The organism is Streptomyces sp. NPDC051684 (genome assembly GCF_044453445.1).
GTDB lineage: Bacteria > Actinomycetota > Actinomycetes > Streptomycetales > Streptomycetaceae > Streptomyces.
The window spans coordinates 14,631-32,989 of sequence record NZ_JBITCS010000017.1 but is presented as its reverse complement, the minus strand read 5'-3'; the positions used below and the strand labels follow the sequence as shown (position 1 = coordinate 32,989).

Below are 18,359 nucleotides of genomic sequence, written 5' to 3'. Positions count from 1 at the left end.
TCGAGGTCCTGATGTCACCCTGCGGGTGAACAAAAGGGGACCCTACGTCGATCAGGTGACGTGGGTACATCCGGGGTGGGGTTGGGAAGCCCGAAACTGTAACTACTAGTATGTACGACAACGGTGTCGAGCCGCGCCGCGTTCCACGCCCGACGACGAAGGAGCCTGCCCGTGCCGCTTGTCCGCATAGACGCCCTGAAGGCCGACCCGGAGCGCCTTCACGCGCTGGGGCGCGCCGTGCACGAGGCCCTCGGCGAGACGCTCGGCTTCCCGGCCGACGATCTGTTCCAGGTGCTCACCAGCCACGACGGCGTGCGCGGCACCCTCTGCTACGACGACTACCTCGGAGTGCGGCGCGACGACGACGTGGTGTTCGTCGGGATCACCCTGCGGGCCGGGCGGCCCGATGATCAGAAGCGGGCGCTGTACCGGCGGATCGCGGAGCTGGCGCACGCCTACGCGGGGACCGAGCCGCGCAACGTGCTCGTCACGATCACCGAGAACAGGTCGATCGACTGGTCGTTCGGCGACGGCGTCGCCCAGTACGCGCCGGCCGTCGCGGACGACCGGCGCTGAGTCGGCACCGCGGACGACCGGCTCAGCGCCGGGCGGGCCGTCGGTCAGTACTGCTCGGACTGGCCGCCGTCGATCGGAACGACCGTGGCGTTGATGAAGGACGCCTCGTCGGAGAGCAGGAAGGCCACCAGGTTCGCCACCTCCTCGGGGCGCCCGAAGCGCTTCATCGGGTTGGTGCTGACGAACTGGCGGCCGGCCTCCTCCCAGTTCACCGGGTCGAGCTGCTTGAGGGAGCCCTCGACCATGGGCGTCATGATCGCGCCAGGTGCGATGGCCTTCACCGTGATGCCGAAGCGGCCGTACTCCACACCCGAATTGCGGGTCAGGCCCACGACGCCGTGCTTGGCGGCCGCATAACCGGACTGGTTGCCCACACCGCGGATGCCGCCCACCGACGCGGTGTTCACGACGGTGCCGCTGCCCTGCGCGCGCATGACGGCGAGGACGTGCTTGAGGCCGAGGAAGACGCCCCGCAGGTTGATGTCGACGACGCGCTGGAACTCGTCGCTGCCGAACTCCTCCGTAAGGTTCTGCTTGCCCTCGATGCCCGCGTTGTTGAAGAAAGCGTCGATCCGGCCGTAGGCCCGCGCGGTCTCGGCCACGTAGCGCTCGACCTCCGCCTCGTCGCTGACGTCGGCGGTGAGCGTCAGGACCTCGGCGCCCGGCGTGGCCTTCTCGATCTCGGCGGCGCTCTGCGCGAGCCCCTCCGCGTTGACGTCGACGAGCGCCAGCCTCGCGCCCTCGGCCGCGACCCGCAGCGCGGCGGACCGGCCCAGACCCGAGCCGCCACCGGTGATGAGGACGACCTTGCCGTCGAACCTGGTGTTCATTGCGGACCTCCTGATTGACCTGTGTCGCGGTCCGCCGTCGCCCGACGGGCCTGTCACTATTCTTAGACGATACGTACTGTCTAGAAATTCCCGGGCGCCGTACACGGGGATCGGAGCGAGGCATGGACGAGCCCAAGGCCCCCCGCCCCAGGCGCGGGCGCTACCGGGACCCGCAGGCGCACGCGGCGGTGCTGAGCGCCGCGCGGGAACTCGTCGCCGAGCTCGGCTACCACAAGGTCACGATGGAGCGGATCGCCGCCCGGGCCGGGGTCGCCAAGATGACCCTCTACCGCTGGTGGCCGAACAAGGCCTCGGTGATCACCGAGGCCGTCACCGACCAGCTGACGCCGGGCCCGCAGCCCGACACCGGCTCCGTGCGCGAGGACGCGCGGGCCCATGTCACGGACCTCGTCCGGGCGCTGACGCTGCTCGGGGACCCGAGCGTCGTGGCCGGTGCGCTCGTCGAGCGCGGTGAGGCGGGCCGCGCGGAGCTGCGCGATCTCCTGGTCGCCTGGAGCGAGCCGGGGGCCGTGCTGTTGCGTCGCGGCATCGCACGGGGCGAGCTGCCCACAGGGCTCGACGTCGAGGCGGTGATCGACAGCTGGCTCGGCTACGCGCTGTACCGCGTGGTCTTTCTCGAGAGCGCGCCGGGCGAGGCGGATCTCGCCGGGCTCGTGGACGCGCTGCCGTACACGGACCGTGCGGCCTGAGATCCCCAACTGCGCAGCATGATCGGCTCGTTGATCGGACCGTCGCACGCTCGATGACGTATTGACCGGGCGTATACACCCGGCGTATACACCAAGGTATGACCGTTCCTCTGGCGCTTCTCGGGCTCCTCGAACGTGAGTCGAGCCACGGCTACGACCTCAAGCGGAACTACGACACCTACTTCGGCCGCGGCAAGCCGCTGCCCTACGGACAGGTCTACTCGACGCTGCGCCGCCTCGCCCGGGACGGGAAGGTGGCGGTCGGCGACGCCGAGCCGGGGGAGGGGCCCGACCGCAAGCGTTACGTGATCACCGACAGCGGCGTCACGCAGGTCGAGGCTTGGCTCACCGAACCGGTGGCCCCCGAACAGCACCTGCAGACCACGCTGTTCACCAAGGTCGTCCTCGCCCTGCTCCTGGAGCGGGACGCCCAGGAATACCTCGACGCCCAGCGGGCCTCCCACATGCAGCGGATGCGCGAGTTGACCGAGCTGCGCCGCACCGGGGAACTCGTCGACAGGATGCTCGCCGATCACGGCCTGTTCCACCTGGAGGCCGACCTGCGCTGGATCGACATGACCGTGGCACGGCTCGGCGCGCTGGCGGCGGAGGTGCGGTCATGAGCCTGGTGGCGGCACGTGACGTGGTGCTCTCGTTCGGCAGCACCCCCGCGTTACGGGGCGCCGAACTGTCCGTGGCGCAGGGCGAGATCGTCGCCGTGACGGGGCCGAGCGGCTCCGGCAAGTCGACGCTGCTGCACTGCCTCGCGGGGATCCTGGTGCCCGACGAGGGCGAGATCCACTACGACGGGCGGCGCATCGACGCCCTGCGGGAGGCCGAGCGCAGCGCGCTGCGCCGCGACCGCTTCGGCTTCGTCTTCCAGTTCGGTCAGCTCGTACCGGAGCTGACGGCCGAGGAGAACGTGGCGCTGCCACTGCTCCTCGCACGCGGGCGCCGCACCTCCGCGCTGCGCGAGGCCCGCTCCTGGTTCAAACGGCTCGGCCTGGCCGGCCTGGAGGGCCGCAGGTCCGGCGAATTGTCGGGTGGCCAGGCCCAACGGGTCGCGCTGGCACGGGCGTTGGTCGCCCGCCCACGGGTACTGTTCGCCGACGAACCCACCGGGGCCCTCGACTCCCTCACCGGTGAACAGGTGATGGATCTGCTCGTCGGCTCCGCCCGCGAGCAGGGCACGACCGTCGTCCTCGTCACCCACGAGCCGCGCGTCGCCGCGTTCGCCGACCGGGAGGTCATCGTTCGCGACGGCCGGGTGACCCCGCTCTCCGTCGGGCGGGCCGCCTCATGATCCGGCTCGCGCTTCGCCTCACCGTCGCGGGCGGCCGCGAGGCCCTGGTACGGCTGACCGTGATCGCCGCCGCGGTGGCCGTCGGCGTCGCGCTGCTGCTGTCCACGCTCGCCGCCATCCAGGCCACCCGCAGCCAGAACGACCGCAACGCCTGGCTGAATACCGGCGCCGAGTTCACGCAGAGCCGGAAGGCGCGGGCCGCGGACACCGACCCGCTGTGGTGGCTGCTGCGGGCCGACCACTACGGCGGCGGGCTCATCGGCCGCGTCGACGTGGCGGCCACCGGGCCGAACGCGCCGGTGCCGCCGGGCCTGCCACGCCTTCCGGGCCCCGGCGAGTACTACGTGTCCCCGGCCCTCGCCGATCTGCTGCGCGCCACGCCCGCCGCCGAGTTGAAGGACCGCTACCCCGGCCGCCGCGCGGGCACGATCGCGAACTCCGCGCTGCCCGGCCCCGACGCCCTGATCGTCGTGGTCGGGCACCGCCCCGGCGAGCTGGCCGGTAAGGAGGGCGCGCGGCGCGTCACCACCATCGAGACCCACTCGCCCAGCAGTTGCAGCGGGCCGAACTGCGACATCGCCGTCGGTATCGACGCCGACGGCATGGCGCTCATCCTCTCCGTGGTCGCCGTGGCGTTGATCTTCCCCGTGCTGATCCTGACCGGCACGGCGAGCCGCCTCGCCGCCGCCCGCCGCGAGCAGCGCTTCGCCGCGATGCGGCTGGTCGGCGCGACACCGGCCCAGGTCTCGCTGATCTCGACGATCGAGTCCGCGGTCGCCGCCGTCGCCGGTACGGCCGTGGGCTTCGCCCTCTGGTACGCGCTGCGGCCCCTGGTGGCACGCGCCGACCTGACCGGAACCCCCTTCTTCACCGGGGACATGACGCTCGGCGCGGTCGAAGCGCTGGGCACGGCCGTGGGCGTACCGGTGGCCTCGGCGGTCGCTGCGCGCATCGCGCTGCGCCGCGTACGGGTCTCGCCGCTCGGCGTCACCCGCCGCAGCACACCCAGGCCGCCGCGCGCCTGGCGGCTGATCCCGCTGGCGCTCGGCATCGGCCAGTTGTGGTGGGTCATCGGGCGCGTCCCCGAGGACAGTTCGGGCCAGATACTCGCCTTCGTGCCCGGCATCCTGCTGATCCTCGTCGGCATCGTCCTCGCGGGGCCGTGGCTGACCATGGCCGGGGCGCGGCTGCTCGTCCGCTTCACCCGCAGGCCCGCGCTGCTCGTCGCGGGGCGGCGCCTCGCGGACGACCCGAAGGCCGGATTCCGTGCGGTCAGCGGCCTGGTGCTCGCCCTCTGCGTCACCAGCACCGCCGTCGGCATCATCACCGCGGTCGTCGCGGAGAGCGCAGTGCCCGAGGAGAACGCGTCGTTCGGCAGCTCGGTGATCGCCGACTACGACCGGCAGTTCGCACCGCGGACCGCCGGGCCGCCGCCCACGCTGTCCGCCACGACCCGCTCCGACCTGGAGTCCGTGCCCGGCGTCCGGGGCGTGATGGTCGTCCGCACCAACCCGCTGCGCATCCCGGACCCCACCGAGCCCCGCGTCCCGAAGGGCGAGCGGCCGATCCTGGCGGGCCTGGTGTCCTGCGCCGAACTGGCGCGCATGCCCGCGCACAACGACTGCCGGCCGGGAGCTGATGCGGCCGCCGTCCCACCGGACTTCTCGCGCCTCAGCGTGCAGCAGGACCGGGCCTGGCCCGCCGTGTGGCCCACGGCGGACATCAGCCCGAAGCGACTGAAAGACCTGCCGATGAGCGAGATCGCCGTGACGACGGACGGCACCACCGCGGCGGTCGAGCGCGTCCGCACGGCCCTCGCCGCGGCGTACCCCTATGAACTGCCGCCGTACACCGTCGCCGAGGACTACGCGCAGCGCTGGAACGACATCGAGAGCTACCAGCAACTGGCCACCGTCGTCATCGCGATCAGCTTCCCGATCGCCGGATGCAGCCTCGCGGTCGCCGTGGCCGGCGGACTCAACGAGCGCAAACGCCCCTTCGCCCTGCTGCGGCTGACCGGCGTGCCGCTGCGAACGCTGCGCCGCGTGGTCCTCCTGGAGAGCGCCGCACCGCTGCTGATCGTCGCGGTGCTCGCCATCGCCATGGGCTTCCTGACCGCGCAGCTGTTCCTCCAGGCGCAGTACGGCTACTCGATCCGTCCCCCGGGCGCGGGCTACTACGGCCTGACCGTCGCCGGGATCGTCGTCTCGCTCGCCGTCATCGCCTCCACGGTGCCGCTGCTGCGGCGCATCACCGGGCCGGAGACGGCGCGCAACGACTGACCCCGCGGCGCCCGCCCGCCCACCTCGGCGTGCGGGCGCCGCGCCTCATGCCTTGGTCGCGTCGACCAGGGTCTCCCGCATGAAGTCCACCAGCCAGTGCTGCGCCGGAGTGCGGGCGTGCGCGTGCCGGGCGTAGACCGAGACCTGCGCCGGTTCGATGTCGACCGGCAGCTCCAGCATGCGCACCCGGTGGTCGGCGGCGAACACGCGGGCCACCAGGCGGGGCGCCACCGCCACGAGTTCGCTGTCCTGGATGAGGTACGGGAGGCCCGCGAACCGGGTCACGTCCAGCACCACGCGGTGCAGCAGCCCGTGCGCCTCCAGGGCGCGGCGCGGCCCCTCGTGCCCGGCGGGCCCCGACACCGTCACATGCTGTTCCGCGCCGAGCGCGGCCAGGTCGACGGAGCAGCCGCGCAGCCGTGGGTGGTCGCGGGCCACCACGGCGACGTACCCCTCGGAGAACAGCGGGATCCGTGCCACCCGCGGCGAGCCGAGCGGCGTCGAGGCGATGAAGGCGTCGATCTCCCCGCGGCCCAACTGGTCGGCGGCGCCACTGATGTCGAGCGGCCGCACGGTGAGCGTGGTGCCCGGCGCCTGGCGCGGCAGCGCCGCCATCAGACGCGGCAGCAGGGCGACCTCGCCCAGGTCCGACAGGCACACCGTGAACGCGGCGCGAGCCGTGGCCGGATCGAAGGAGTGCGCACCGCTCACCGTCGTGTCGATCTCCGCCAGGGCGCCGTGCAGCGGCTCGTACAGGGCGCGCGCCGTGGTCGTCGGGGCGAGGCCCGCGCCCGTGCGGCGGAAGAGCTCGTCGTCGAAGCGGCGGCGCAGCTTCTGCAACCCGTAGCTGACCGTCGGCTGGGTCACGTGCAGGGCCTCGGCGGTCGCCGTCACGCTCCGGGTCTCGTAGAGCAGCACAAAGGTGCGCACGAGATTGAGGTCGAAGTCCCGCATGATCCGTCCCGTCTGCGAGGTGTGTTATCGATGGTGTCTATGAAGCGGGTAGGCAACATTGATTGGAGCACGGTCGGCTTTATTTCTAGGCTCAACCACATCACCGCCGGTCAAGGAGGAGTGTGCGCATGCCGACCGCACGCCGGATCGCCCACGCGTTCCTGGAGCGCCAGGGCCTGACCACGATCTTCGGGAACCCGGGATCGAACGAACTGCCCTTCCTGGCGGGGCTCCCGGAGTCCTTCCGCTACGTCCTGGGCCTGCACGAGGGCGTCGTCGTCGGCATGGCCGACGGATACGCCCAGGTCACCGGCCTCCCCGCGCTGGTGAACCTGCACGCCGCCGCCGGTTCGGGCAACGCCATGGGCGCGCTCACCAACGCCGTGTACGCACGCTCTCCGCTGGTGCTCACGGCGGGCCAGCAGGTGCGCTCCGCCGTCGGCCTGGAGGCGATGCTCGCCAACGTCGACGCCCCGCAGCTGATGCGCCCGCTCGTCGGCCACTCCGCCGAACCGGCCTGCGCCGCCGACGTCCCGCGCGCGCTTGCCCAGACGGTCTTCGAGGCCGAACTCCAGCGCCGCCCGAGCTACCTCTCCGTGCCCTACGACGACTGGGACGCCGACGTCGGCCCGTACGCGTCCGAGGTCCTGGACCGGCGGGTGCGGCGCGGGCTCGCCCCGGACGAGGCACAACTCGACGATCTCGTACGGGACGTGGCCGCCGCCGACAATCCCGTGCTGGTCCTCGGGGGTGACATCGACGCCACGGGCCTGTTCGAGCGGGCCGTGGCCTGCGCCGAACACCTCGACCTGCCGGTGTGGGTGGCGCCGTCGCCGCACCGCCTCCCGTTCCCGAACCGGCATCCGCTGCTGCGCGGGGTGCTGCCCGCCGGCATCGGCGCGGTGTCCTCCGCGCTCGCCGGGCACGATCTGGTGCTCGTCGTCGGCGCCCCCGTCTTCCGCTACCACCAGCACGTGCCCGGTCCCTATCTGCCGGACGGCGCCCGGCTGATCCAGGTCACCGACGACGCGGGCGCCGCCGCCCGCGCACCGATGGGCGAGGCACTGGTCGCCGACCCCGGCCCCGTCCTCACGGCCCTGCTCACCCGGCTGCCTCAACGCGGGGGCGGTGAAAGGGAGTTCACGGTGCCGCCCGAACCCGCCACCGCCGGGGCCCTCCACCCCGAGGAGGTCTTCGCCGCCCTGCGCGACACCCGGCCGCCCGACACCCGCTACGTTGTCGAGTCCACCTCCACCAACGCCGCCTGGTGGCGGCAGATGGACCTGCGCCGCCCCGGCTCCTACTTCTTCCCGGCCTCCGGCGGGCTCGGCTTCGGCCTGCCCGCCGCCGTCGGCGCGGCGATGGGCGACCCGGACCGGCCGGTCGTCGCGGTCGTCGGCGACGGCTCCGCCAACTACGGGATCACGGCGCTGTGGAGCGCTGCCCACTACCAGGTGCCTGTCACCTTCCTCATCCTGCGCAACGGCACGTACGGCGCGCTGCGCTGGTTCGGGAAGCTGCTCGACACCCCCGACGTGCCGGGCACCGAGATCCCCGGCCTCGACTTCACCGCGCTCGCCGCGGGCTACGGGGTGCCCGCCACTGCCGTGAGCGAACTAGCCGATCTGCACGAGCAGTTGAAGAAGCCCGCGACCGATGGGCCCCGCCTCATCCAGGTCGACACCCACCCCACCTCACCGGAGTGAACATGACTCTCCTCGAAGATCCCGTATGGCACGAGCGGATCCACCTCGACGGCTGGACCGCGGGGAGCGGGGGCACGTCCGCCGTCGTCGAACCCGCCACCGGGCAGCGGCTCGGGGCCATCGGCAGCGCCACCGCCGATGACGTCGCGCGCGCCGCCGCCCGCGCCGCCGAGGCGCAGCGGGAGTGGGCCCGTACCTCGCCCGCCGAGCGGGCCGCCGTGCTGCGCCGGGCAGGTGACCTGTTCGCCGAGCACGCCGAGGAGATCAAGGACTGGATCGTCCGCGAGGCCGGTTCGACCCGCACCAAGGCGACGGTCGAGACCGACTTCGCCGCCGCCGAGTGCTACGAGGACGCGGCGCTGCCCGCGCACCCGCTCGGCGACGTGCTCAGCAGCGGCGAGCCCCGCTGGTCGTTCGCGCGCCGTGTGCCCGCGGGCGTCGTCTCGGTGATCGCCCCGTTCAACTTCCCGCTGATCCTCGGCATCCGCTCCGTCGCGCCCGCGCTTGCCCTCGGCAACGCCGTCCTGCTCAAGCCGGACCCGCGCACCGCGGTGTGCGGCGGCGTCACCATCGTCCGCATCTTCGAGGAGGCCGGGCTGCCCGAGGGGCTGCTCCACCTGCTGCCCGGCGACGCGCGCGTCGGCGCCGCCGTCGTCGAGGCGCCCGAGGTCTCCGTCGTCTCCTTCACGGGCTCGACCGCCGCGGGACGCAAGGTCGGTGAGGCCGCCGCCCGCAACCTCAAGAAGGTCCACCTCGAACTCGGTGGCAACAACGCTCTCGTCGTCCTGCCCGGCGCCGACATCCCGGCCGCCGCCTCGGCCGGCGCCTTCGGCTCGTACCTCCACCAGGGCCAGATCTGTATGGCGACCGGCCGCCACCTCGTCCACGAGTCGCAGGCCGAGGAGTACGTGGCACGGCTCGCCGAGAAGGCCGCGAACCTGCCCGTCGGCGACCCCGCCCAGGGCGACGTCGCGCTCGGCCCGATCATCGACGGGCGGCAACTCGCCCACATCGACAAGGTGGTGAGCGACAGCGTCGCCGCGGGCGCCCAGGTCGTCGCGGGCGGCAAGGCCGACGCCCCCTACTACCCGGCGACCGTGCTCACCGGCCTCAATGACGACTCCCCGGCCTGGCGCGAGGAGATCTTCGGTCCCGTCGCGCCCGTGCGCACCTACCGCGACCTCGACGAGGCGGCCCGCATCGTCGACGCCTCGCCGTACGGCCTGTCCGTCGGCATCCTCGGCGACGTCGGCACCGCGATGACGCTCGCCGACCGGATCCGCTCCGGCAAGGTGCACATCAACGAACAGACCGTCATGGACGAGCCCGCCGCGCCCTTCGGTGGTGTCGGTGACTCCGGCAACGGATCCCGGTTCGGCGGCGCGCAGGCCAACATCGAGGCGTTCACCGAGACGCAGTGGGTGACCGTGCGCCCGCAGATCGCCCCCTACCCCTTCTGATCCCCGCAGAAGGACCGGCACCACCGGAGAATCCCCCGTCCCCCAGGATCAGCGCGCCCCCGTCCCCATCCGCTCACCCGGCAAGGAGCACGCCAATGACGACGTCTCCCACGCGGGCGGCCGGCACAGCGGTGCTGTGCTGGCTGACCGTCCTGCTCGAGGGATACGACCTGGTAGCGCTCGGCGCCACCATTCCCACCCTGCTCAAGACGCACCACCTCGGCTTCACCGCCGCCGATGCCACCGCGGTCGCCACCGTGTCCCTCGTCGGGGTAGCGGTCGGCGCCGCGGGGCTCGGCCCGCTCACCGACCGCTTCGGGCGGCGCGGCATGCTCATCGGCTCGGTGCTGCTGTTCTCGGTGTTCACCCTGGTGACACCGCTCGCCCCGAACGTCGCCGTGTTCGGTGTGCTGCGCTTCCTCGCCGGGCTCGGGCTCGGCGCCTGCATGCCGGTCGCCCTGACCGTCATGTCGGAGAACCTGCCCGAACACCGCCGCGCGAGCGCCAGCACGTTCACCATGACCGGCTACCACGTCGGCGCGGTGCTCACCTCGCTGCTCGCGCTCTCCGTCGCCGGTGACTGGCACTGGCTGTTCTACGGCGGGGGAGTCGCGGGCCTGCTCGTCGTGCCGCTGATGTGGTGGAAACTGCCGGAGTCCGCCGCCTACCTCGCCGCCAAGGCGCAGCCCGCGGCCGAACGCGTGGGCATGCGTGACCTCCTCGGTCCGCGCATCCGCCGCACCACCCTCGCCGTGTGGGGCGGCTCCTTCATGGGTCTGCTGCTCGTCTACGGGCTCAACACCTGGCTGCCCCAACTCATGCGCAGCGCCGGGTACCCGATCTCGCGCTCCATCGCGCTCCTGCTCGTCCTCAACATCGGCGCCGTCATCGGACTCGTCGTCGCGGGTGTCGTCGCCGACAAGTACGGCATCCGGCGCGTGGCCCGGATCTGGTTCGCGGCCGGCGCCGTACTGCTCGCCGTCCTCAGCCTGCGCATCGAGTCCAGCCTGCTCCTGAACGCGCTCGTCCTGCTCACCGGCGTGTTCGTGTTCTCCGCGCAGGTCCTCATCTACGGGTACGTGGCCCATGTCTTCCCCGCCCGCACCCGCGGCACCGCGCTCGGCCTCGCCTCCGCGGTGGGCCGGCTCGGCTCGATCACCGGCCCCTTCGTCACCGGCGCCCTCGTCACGGCGGGGATCGCCCACCCGTGGGGCTTCTGGTTCTTCGCGGGCGTCGCGGCACTCGGACTCGGCGCGATGCTGCTGCTCGCCCCGCCGGCGCCCGACCGGGCCCCGGCACCGAGCGTCGCGTACACCGGCTGACCGGCGCCGCGTTCACCAACTGAGCGGTCGCGACAGGGCGGCCGGGCCTCGTGCCAGACTCGCCCCATGAAGATCAGAGACATCCGGGACGGGGACTGGGAGCGGATCTGGCCGTTCTGGCGGCGGATCGTGCGCGCCGGCGAGACGTACGCCTGGGACCCCGACACCAGCGAATCCGCGGCCCGCGCCCTGTGGACCGAGGGCGCGGGCAAGCGCGTCCTCGTCATGGAGGACGACGCCGGTGACCTCGTCGCCACCGCGTACGTGAAGCCCAATTACGGCGGTCCGGCACGCGACGTCGCCAACGCCGGGTTCATGGTCGACCCCGACCAGGGCGGTCACGGCCACGGCCGCGCCCTCGCCGAGCACGTACTGGAGACGGCCAGGGCGGACGGCTACCGCGCCATGGTCTTCAACGCCGTCGTCGAGACCAACCCGGCCGTACGGCTGTGGACTTCGCTCGGCTTCACGATCCTCGGCACCGTACCCGCGGCGTACTACCACCCGCGGCACGGCAGGGTCGGACTGCACATCATGCATCGCGCCCTGTAGGCCCAGGTGGGGCGGACGTGGACCATCCGTTGAGTTAGGGTTACCTAACCAGCGGGGTGGTCCCCGGTCCCCGCGTCCCTGCCTGCCTTCAAGCCTGCCTTCAAGGAGCCCGCATGACGGCGACGCCCGCCGCCGAGCAGCCGCCCGCCCCCACGCCCGACCGGCCCAGGGACCCGCGCCGCTGGCTCATCCTCGGCGTGATCTGCCTCGCCCAACTCGTCGTCATCCTCGACAACACGATCCTCAACGTCGCCGTCCCCACCCTCACCGACGACCTCGGCGCCGGCACCGCCGACGTCCAGTGGATCATCAACGCGTACGTCCTGGTGCAGGCGGGACTGCTGCTCGCGGCCGGGGCCGCCGCCGACCGCTACGGCCGCAAGAAACTGCTCCTGACCGGTCTCGTGCTGTTCGGCGCGGGCTCGCTCGCCGCCGCACTCGCCCACAGCACCGGCCAGTTGATCGCCGCGCGCGCCGGCATGGGCGTCGGCGGGGCCCTGCTGCTGACCACCACCCTCGCGGTGGCCGTGCAGGTCTTCGACGACGACGAACGCGTGCGCGCCATCGGAGTGTGGGCCGCGGTCAACGCCCTCGGCTTCGCGGCGGGACCGCTGGTCGGCGGCGTGCTGCTCGCCCACTTCTGGTGGGGCTCCCTGTTCATCGTCAACGTGCCCGTCGTGCTGCTCGGTCTGTGCGCGGTGAGCGTCCTCGTGCCCGAGAGCAGGGTCGAGCAGAGCCACCGCCCCGACCTGCTCGGCGCGCTCCTGTCGACGATCGCGATGGCATCCCTCGTCTACGCCGTCGTCTCCGGACCCGACCACGGCTGGTCCTCCCGGTACGTGCTCACGGGCGCGGGGCTCGGTGTGTGCGCGCTGACCGGGTTCGTGCTGTGGGAGCGGCGCGTCCAGGACCCCATGCTCGACATGAGCTTCTTCCGCAACCGGACGTTCACCGGTGCCGTGATCGGCGCCGTGCTGATCACCTTCGGCAGCGGGGGAGCGCTCTTCCTGCTCACGCAGCAGCTCCAATTCGTCCTCGGGTACGGGCCGTTGGAGGCCGGGCTGCGCACCGCGCCGTTCGCCCTCACCGTCGTGCTGCTCAACTTCACGGGAATCTCCGCCCGGTTGAGCAAGCGGCTCGGCATCCCGGGGTCCGTGGCCGTCGGCATGACCCTGCTCGCCTGCGGGCTCGCCGCGGTCGCCCTCGCCGGGCGGGTCGTGGACGGGTACGGGGGCCTGCTCGTCGGCCTCGTCCTCATGGGCGTCGGCTGCGCGTTCGCCAACCCGGCGATGGCCGTCGCCGTGATGGGCGCCATCCCCCGCGAGAAGGCCGGAGCGGGCGCCGGCATCCAGGGCACGGTCACCGAGTTCGGCAGCGGCCTCGGCGTCGCCGTCCTCGGCGCCGTGCTCAGCGCCCGCTTCTCCGCCCTCGTGCCGGTGGCCGCGGCCTCGCTGCCCGCCGCCCTCGCCGCGACCGACTCGGCGGCCGAACGCCGCACGGTGACACGGGCGTTCGGCTCCGCCCTGGAGACCGGTCAGCTCGTGGGCGCGGCGGCCGTGCTGACCGGAGGCCTGATCGCGGCCACGCTGCTGCGCCGCGCTGAGCACACGGCACAGCCGGAGACCGAGACCGAGACCGAGGCCGAGACCGAGGCCGAGGCCGAGGCCGGGGTCAAGCCCGTCGCCGACGCGGCGGTCACAGATCCAGCGTGAGCCGCTCGCCCCTGGCCCGCGAGACACACACCATCATCGTCTCGCCCGCATCCCGCTCGGCGGCCGTGAGCACACTGTCGCGGTGGTCGATCTCCCCGGAGAGCACATCCGTCTCGCAGGTGCCGCACGTGCCCTCGGTGCAGGAGTACAGGACCTGGATCCCGGCCTCCTGCAAGGTCGCGAGGATGGTCCGGTCGGCCGGAACCTTCAACGTCCGGCCGCAGGAAGCGAGTTCGACCTCGAAGGCCGCGTCGCCGCTGGTGTCGGCCTCCGCCGGGGTGAAGCGCTCCGTGCGCAGCGCCTCGGCCGGCACCAGTTCCTCGACCGCGGCGAGCAGCAGCTCGGGGCCGCAGGCGTAGACGAGTTCACCGGGCCGCAGATCCCCGAGCGCCGCGGGGAGGTCCAGCAGGCCCTCGACCAGTTCGATGCGCCCGCCGGGGTGCCGGGCGGTCAGCTCCCCGGCGAACGCCATCGTCGCGCGGGAGCGGCCCCCGTAGTGCAGGGACCACCGCGCGCCCTGCTCGGCCGCCGCGGAGAGCATCGGCACGATCGGCGTGATGCCGATGCCGCCCGCGACGAACCGGTACCTGGGTGCGGGCTCGAGCCGGAAGTGGTTGCGCGGCCCACGGGCCCGCACCGCCGCGCCTTCCTGGAGCTCGCCGTGCACATGCGCCGAACCGCCCCGCCCGTCCGGCTCGCGCAGCACGGCGATCCGCCAGGAGTGCGCGTCCCCGCCGCACAGCGAGTACTGCCGCTCCAGTTCCTTCGCCTCGTCGAGGATCAGGTCGATGTGGGCGCCCGCCTCCCACGCGGGCAGCAGCGCGCCGTCCGGACGGCGCAGGAGCAGGGAGACGACGCCGTCGGCCTCCTGGCGGCGTTCGGCGACGACGAGGTCGTACGTGTCGAGCGGGTCGCTCACGAGGTGCGGTCCTTCGGTTCGGGGGTCTGCGGATGGTCGGGATGGGCGAGCATCCACTCCCACATGGCGACCGGGTCCTCGCTGGTGTGCCGCTCGCCGCAGTGGCAGTGGCCGTCGAGCAGGTCGGTGCCGGGGAGCCATTCGATGCGGAAGACGGGCCGCGTCATCCGGCGGCCAGCTTCGCGAGGATGCGGCGCGCTGCCAGGCCGCCGGTGTCGATGTTGATGCTGAGTTCCTGGTACCCCTCGGGCTCGGTGTCCAGGGTGCGCTGCAACAGATTCAGCGCGTCCACGTCCTGCATGACGACGGTGTGGTTGAAGTCCCGCAGGAACGTGGTGACTTCGTCGTCCTCGGTCGCGAAGTTCCGCGACACCGCCCAGAAGTCGTACACCTTGCCCGGCGAGGACGGGGTGATCGCGTACGTGATCTCCGTGCGGAACGCGGGGGTCTCCTGTCCCGACGGACTGATCGTGCTGTGCAGCAGGTACAGGCACGGCGCGTGGTACTCGATGTCCTGGCGTCGCTCGATACGGCCCTCGATACCGGTCGAGCGGGCGTAGAACGGCGGGCACTCGGCGTCCTTCATGTGCCGCGACACCCGCACGATCCCGGCCTCCTCGTCGACCTCCGTCGCGATGGGGGTCTCGGCGACCTCGGGCGTCCCGATGTACCCGCCGTGCAGATACGTCTCGTGGGAGAGGTCCATGAGGTTGTCGACGAGCAGCATGAAGTCGGCGTCGATCGGCTCCATGCCCTCCACGGTCACGAAGCCGTCCTCGACGAGGTGCGGCGCGCGCGGGATCTCACTGGTGTCGGCCCGCTCCGGGGCGCCGACCCACACCCACACCATTCCGTCGACCTCCGCGACGGGGTACGAACTCACCCGCGCGGTCCGCGGCACCCGCTTCTGCCCCGGCACGAACACACAGGTGCCCGTCGTGTCGTAGGTGAAGCCGTGGTATCCGCACACCAACCGGTCCCCGTCGAGCCCGCCTGCCGAGAGCGGGTAGCGGCGGTGCACACAGCGGTCCGCGAGCGCCACCGGCTCCCCGGCCTCGGTGCGGTAGAAGGCGATCGGCTCGCCGAGGATCGTGCGGCCGAGCAGCTCCCTGCCGACCTCCTTCGACCACGCGGCGACGTACCACTGGTCGCGGGCGAAGGCCGAGTACGACGAATTGCCGGTCATGACGGGCGTCCCTCCTGTCACCGCGCGGCTCCGTCGCCGCGCGTCATGGAACACCCTGGTGACCTGAGCCACACCCCCACAACGCCACTTCCGTCAGACGGAAGCCGGGGGCGCGGTCGAGACGGGTTGCCAGCCCAGGGCGCGCGATATGCCGCGTCCGGCCAGCTGCACCGCCGGAATCAGCGCAGGCGTCCGCGCGCCCTCGACCGGTACGACGACGGAGACCGCGGCGACGACGTCCCCGCGCGGCCCGCGCACCGGGGCGGCCACCGACAGCGCGTCGTCGGTGATCTGACGGTCGCTCACCGCGACGCCGCTGCGCCGCACTTCGGCCAGCATCCGGCGCAGCCGGCCCGGTTCCGTCACGGTGTGCGGCGTGAAGGCATCGAGCCCGCCCTCGGGGTAGCGGTCCTGCAGATCGAGGCCACCGTGCGCGAGCAGCACGAGGCCGACACCCGTCGCGTGCAGTGGCCAGCGCGCACCCACCCGGGAGTGCACGCCCACCGCCGAGCGGCCCGACAGGCGCTCGATGTAGACGACCTCGCGGCCGTCGCGCACGGCGAGGTGCACGTTCTCGTGCGTGGACTCGTACAGGTCCTCCAGGAACGGCAGCGCCGCCTGCCGCAGGCCCAGGCCACGCGGGGCGAGCGCCGCGATCTCCCACAGCCGCAGGCCCACGTGGTAGTTGCCCGCCTCGTCGCGCTCCAGGGCGCCCCAGCGCGAGAGCGCGCCGACGAGCCGGTGCGCGGTGGGCAGCGGCAGGTCGGCGCGGTGCGCGAGCTGGGTCAGCGTGAGCGACGGGTGGTCCTGGTCGAAGGCGCCCAGCGCGTCGAGCAGCCGGTCGCTCGCGGAACGGGTCACGACCTCGCCCTACCCGGTCGGGCAGCGGTCGCGCAGGAAGTCCAGGAGCACGGCGTTGAACAGCTCGGGCTGCTCCACGCCCGGCAGGTGCCCGGCCCCGTCGATGACCCGCAGCACCGCGTCCGGCAGCAGCTTCACCATCTCCTCGGAGTCCGAGACCGGCGTGTACGCGTCGTCCGCGCCGACCACGACGAGGGCGGGGACCCGGGCCGCCGCGAGGCTGTCGCGGTAGTCGGGGCGCTCGGCCCGCCCGCGCAGCGCCGCCGCGGCCCCGCGCGGGTCGGTGACCTGCATCATGCCGAGGACGTGGGCGGCGACATCCGGCAGCGCGGCCACGTTGTAGCGCGCGAGCATCTTGTCGATGACCTCGTCCGCGTATCCGCTCATGCCCTCGGCGAGCAGCCGCACCGCGAGCCGGTTGCGCCGCACCTTGCCCTCCGGGCTCTCGGGCGGCGCCGAGGTGTCGGACAGCAGGAGGGCGCGGGTGCGGTCCGGGTGCCGCAGCTGGAACTCCATGGCGATCTGGCCGCCCATCGAGACACCGCCGACCACGGCGGTGTCGATCCGCAGCTCGTCCAGGAGCGCGGCGACATCGTCCGCGAACCGCGAGAGCAGCACCTGCCCCGGCGTGACATCGCTCTCTCCGTACCCGCGCAGATCGGGCGTGAGCACCCGATACCCGGCCGCCGCGAGCGCCTCCGCCTGCGGGGCCCACAGGGTCCGGTTGAACGGGTGCCCGTGGATCAGCACGACCGCGACCCCGTCCGCGGGGCCGAAGTCGTCGTACCGCAAAACGGTGCCATCCAGCGTGAATCGGGGCATGACCTGCTCCTGTTTGGGTTGGTCCCGCGCGGGGTGTGCCGGAACCGTACGGCGCGGGCGTGGGCATGATCAAGAGTGGTGCCCGCCCGGAGCGGGGGCGGCGGAGGAGCCCCGGAGGGCGTGAAAGCCTGGGTAAGGCCCCTCCATACACTGGTGGTATTACGCCGCGGGGATGTGCCCCGCGGCCCGGCACACCGCACCACCGAACCAGGAACCACCGTGAACGTCCAGCGCCACCGGCCGACCGCCACCACTTCGCCCGACATCCGCCTGATCGTCACCGACATGGACGGCACGCTCCTGGACGGCGAGGGGAACATCCCGGACTCCCTCTGGCCGCTCCTGACCGAACTGGGCGACCGCGGCGTCGCCTTCTGCCCCGCGAGCGGACGGCAGTACGCCACCCTCGCCGCCCAGTTCGACGCCGTGGACGACGGTGGCATGGTCTACGTCGCGGAGAACGGCGCGTACGTCGTGCGCGGCGGCGCCGAGGTCAGCTCGGACCTGCTGGAGCCGGCCGTCGTCGAGTGGATCGTGAAGTCGATGCGCGAGCTCGTCCACGCGGGCGGCGTCGACGCGGGCGTCGTCGTCTGCGGGAAGCGGTCCGCCTACGTGGAGCGCTCCGACGAGGCGTTCATGGCGCAGGTCCGCAGGTACTACGCCGCCCACGAGATCGTCGACGACGCCACCGCCGTCGAGGACGAGTTCGTCAAGGTCGCGCTGTTCGACTTCGGCGGCGCGCAGGACACCACCGCCCCGCTCCTCGCCCCGCTCGCGGACACGCACCAGGTGGTCGTCTCCAGCCATCACTGGATCGACGTCATGAACCCGGCCGCGAACAAGGGCGCCGCCGTACGCGGGCTCCAGGACGCCCTCGGCATCACGCCGGCGCAGACCATGGTCTTCGGCGACTACCGCAACGACCTGGAGATGCTGGACACCGCCGACTGGTCCTACGCCATGGCCAACGCCCACCCCGACGTTCTCGCCCGCGCCCGCCTGTGCGCCCCGGCCAACACCGAGAACGGCGTCGTCCGCACGGTCCGTGACGTGCTCGGACTGTCGGTGCGGGCTTAAATTACTGAACCGTAACCTTCCTGGTGCTACCCGCGGTAACCGCGATGTGGATACCGTCCGGCCAGGCGCGTGGGGGCGGTGGGACGA

At 72.4% G+C, this 18,359-nt stretch carries 18 protein-coding genes; 11 read left to right on the top strand and 7 right to left on the bottom strand.

What is annotated here, in order from left to right:
* Positions 1-171: 171 nt before the first annotated feature.
* The gene (locus ACIA8D_RS21245; RefSeq protein ID WP_399234322.1) at positions 172-576 is read left to right on the top strand and encodes a tautomerase family protein; all 405 of its coding nucleotides are present in this window, start codon (positions 172-174) and stop codon (positions 574-576) included.
* Between the two features lie 44 nt (positions 577-620).
* On the opposite strand, the gene ACIA8D_RS21240 is transcribed toward ACIA8D_RS21245, so the two are convergent.
* Positions 621-1,406: a glucose 1-dehydrogenase gene (locus ACIA8D_RS21240; protein ID WP_399234320.1), complete on the bottom strand. Its 786-nt coding sequence runs from the start codon at positions 1,404-1,406 to the stop codon at positions 621-623.
* A 122-nt stretch (positions 1,407-1,528) separates the two neighbouring features.
* Between ACIA8D_RS21240 and ACIA8D_RS21235 the strand changes: the two genes are divergently transcribed.
* The 4 genes from ACIA8D_RS21235 to ACIA8D_RS21220 all read left to right on the top strand — a co-directional run bounded on the left by ACIA8D_RS21235 (position 1,529) and on the right by ACIA8D_RS21220 (position 5,701).
* Positions 1,529-2,116: a TetR/AcrR family transcriptional regulator gene (locus tag ACIA8D_RS21235; protein WP_399234318.1), complete on the top strand. Its 588-nt coding sequence runs from the start codon at positions 1,529-1,531 to the stop codon at positions 2,114-2,116.
* Between the two features lie 98 nt (positions 2,117-2,214).
* Positions 2,215-2,739 carry a PadR family transcriptional regulator gene (locus ACIA8D_RS21230; protein WP_399234316.1) on the top strand — a complete coding sequence of 175 codons (525 nt, stop codon included), beginning with the start codon at positions 2,215-2,217 and terminating at the stop codon, positions 2,737-2,739.
* Positions 2,736-3,419, top strand: coding sequence for an ABC transporter ATP-binding protein (locus ACIA8D_RS21225; RefSeq protein WP_399234315.1), 684 nt, complete (start codon positions 2,736-2,738; stop codon positions 3,417-3,419). The genes ACIA8D_RS21230 and ACIA8D_RS21225 overlap by 4 nt, the downstream gene beginning before the upstream one ends.
* On the top strand, positions 3,416-5,701 hold the full coding sequence (locus tag ACIA8D_RS21220; RefSeq protein ID WP_399234313.1) for an FtsX-like permease family protein: 2,286 nt from the start codon (positions 3,416-3,418) through the stop codon (positions 5,699-5,701). The genes ACIA8D_RS21225 and ACIA8D_RS21220 overlap by 4 nt, the downstream gene beginning before the upstream one ends.
* A gap of 45 nt (positions 5,702-5,746) precedes the next feature.
* Here ACIA8D_RS21220 and ACIA8D_RS21215 read toward each other — a convergent pair whose 3' ends face one another.
* The gene (locus tag ACIA8D_RS21215; protein WP_399234312.1) at positions 5,747-6,655 is read right to left on the bottom strand and encodes a LysR family transcriptional regulator; all 909 of its coding nucleotides are present in this window, start codon (positions 6,653-6,655) and stop codon (positions 5,747-5,749) included.
* Positions 6,656-6,783: 128 nt separating this feature from the next.
* On the opposite strand from ACIA8D_RS21215, the gene mdlC reads away from it, so the two are divergent.
* The 5 genes from mdlC (at position 6,784) to ACIA8D_RS21190 (ending at position 13,407) form a co-directional block, all read left to right on the top strand.
* The gene (mdlC, locus tag ACIA8D_RS21210; RefSeq protein WP_399234310.1) at positions 6,784-8,361 is read left to right on the top strand and encodes a benzoylformate decarboxylase; all 1,578 of its coding nucleotides are present in this window, start codon (positions 6,784-6,786) and stop codon (positions 8,359-8,361) included.
* A gap of 2 nt (positions 8,362-8,363) precedes the next feature.
* Positions 8,364-9,821, top strand: a complete 1,458-nt coding sequence (locus ACIA8D_RS21205; RefSeq protein ID WP_399234308.1) for a benzaldehyde dehydrogenase — start codon at positions 8,364-8,366, stop codon at positions 9,819-9,821.
* Between the two features lie 95 nt (positions 9,822-9,916).
* Positions 9,917-11,143: an MFS transporter gene (locus tag ACIA8D_RS21200; protein ID WP_399234306.1), complete on the top strand. Its 1,227-nt coding sequence runs from the start codon at positions 9,917-9,919 to the stop codon at positions 11,141-11,143.
* Positions 11,144-11,209: 66 nt separating this feature from the next.
* Entirely contained in the window at positions 11,210-11,695 is a 486-nt protein-coding gene (locus ACIA8D_RS21195; protein ID WP_399234305.1) for a GNAT family N-acetyltransferase, read from the top strand.
* Positions 11,696-11,808: 113 nt separating this feature from the next.
* Positions 11,809-13,407 (top strand): MFS transporter, encoded by a 1,599-nt coding sequence (locus ACIA8D_RS21190; RefSeq protein WP_399234303.1) that lies wholly within the window; start codon positions 11,809-11,811, stop codon positions 13,405-13,407.
* On the opposite strand, the gene ACIA8D_RS21185 is transcribed toward ACIA8D_RS21190, so the two are convergent.
* The 5 genes from ACIA8D_RS21185 to ACIA8D_RS21165 form a co-directional block, all read right to left on the bottom strand.
* A complete protein-coding gene (locus ACIA8D_RS21185; protein WP_399234301.1) occupies positions 13,391-14,326 on the bottom strand; it encodes a PDR/VanB family oxidoreductase in 936 nt (311 codons plus the stop codon). The two genes, ACIA8D_RS21190 and ACIA8D_RS21185, sit on opposite strands and share 17 nt — an antisense overlap.
* The gene (locus tag ACIA8D_RS21180) at positions 14,323-14,493 is read right to left on the bottom strand and encodes a hypothetical protein (protein WP_399234299.1); all 171 of its coding nucleotides are present in this window, start codon (positions 14,491-14,493) and stop codon (positions 14,323-14,325) included. The genes ACIA8D_RS21185 and ACIA8D_RS21180 overlap by 4 nt, the downstream gene beginning before the upstream one ends.
* Positions 14,490-15,512, bottom strand: coding sequence for a Rieske 2Fe-2S domain-containing protein (locus tag ACIA8D_RS21175; RefSeq protein ID WP_399234297.1), 1,023 nt, complete (start codon positions 15,510-15,512; stop codon positions 14,490-14,492). Before ACIA8D_RS21175 ends, ACIA8D_RS21180 begins: the two co-directional genes overlap by 4 nt.
* Before the next feature lie 93 nt (positions 15,513-15,605).
* The gene (locus tag ACIA8D_RS21170; RefSeq protein ID WP_399234295.1) at positions 15,606-16,373 is read right to left on the bottom strand and encodes an IclR family transcriptional regulator; all 768 of its coding nucleotides are present in this window, start codon (positions 16,371-16,373) and stop codon (positions 15,606-15,608) included.
* A 9-nt stretch (positions 16,374-16,382) separates the two neighbouring features.
* Positions 16,383-17,195 carry an alpha/beta fold hydrolase gene (locus ACIA8D_RS21165; RefSeq protein ID WP_399234293.1) on the bottom strand — a complete coding sequence of 271 codons (813 nt, stop codon included), beginning with the start codon at positions 17,193-17,195 and terminating at the stop codon, positions 16,383-16,385.
* A gap of 219 nt (positions 17,196-17,414) precedes the next feature.
* Here ACIA8D_RS21165 and ACIA8D_RS21160 point away from each other — a divergent pair, with 219 nt between their 5' ends.
* Complete coding sequence (locus tag ACIA8D_RS21160) at positions 17,415-18,272, top strand: Cof-type HAD-IIB family hydrolase (RefSeq protein ID WP_399234291.1); 858 nt, start codon at positions 17,415-17,417, stop codon at positions 18,270-18,272.
* The last annotated feature ends 87 nt before the right edge of the window (positions 18,273-18,359 follow it).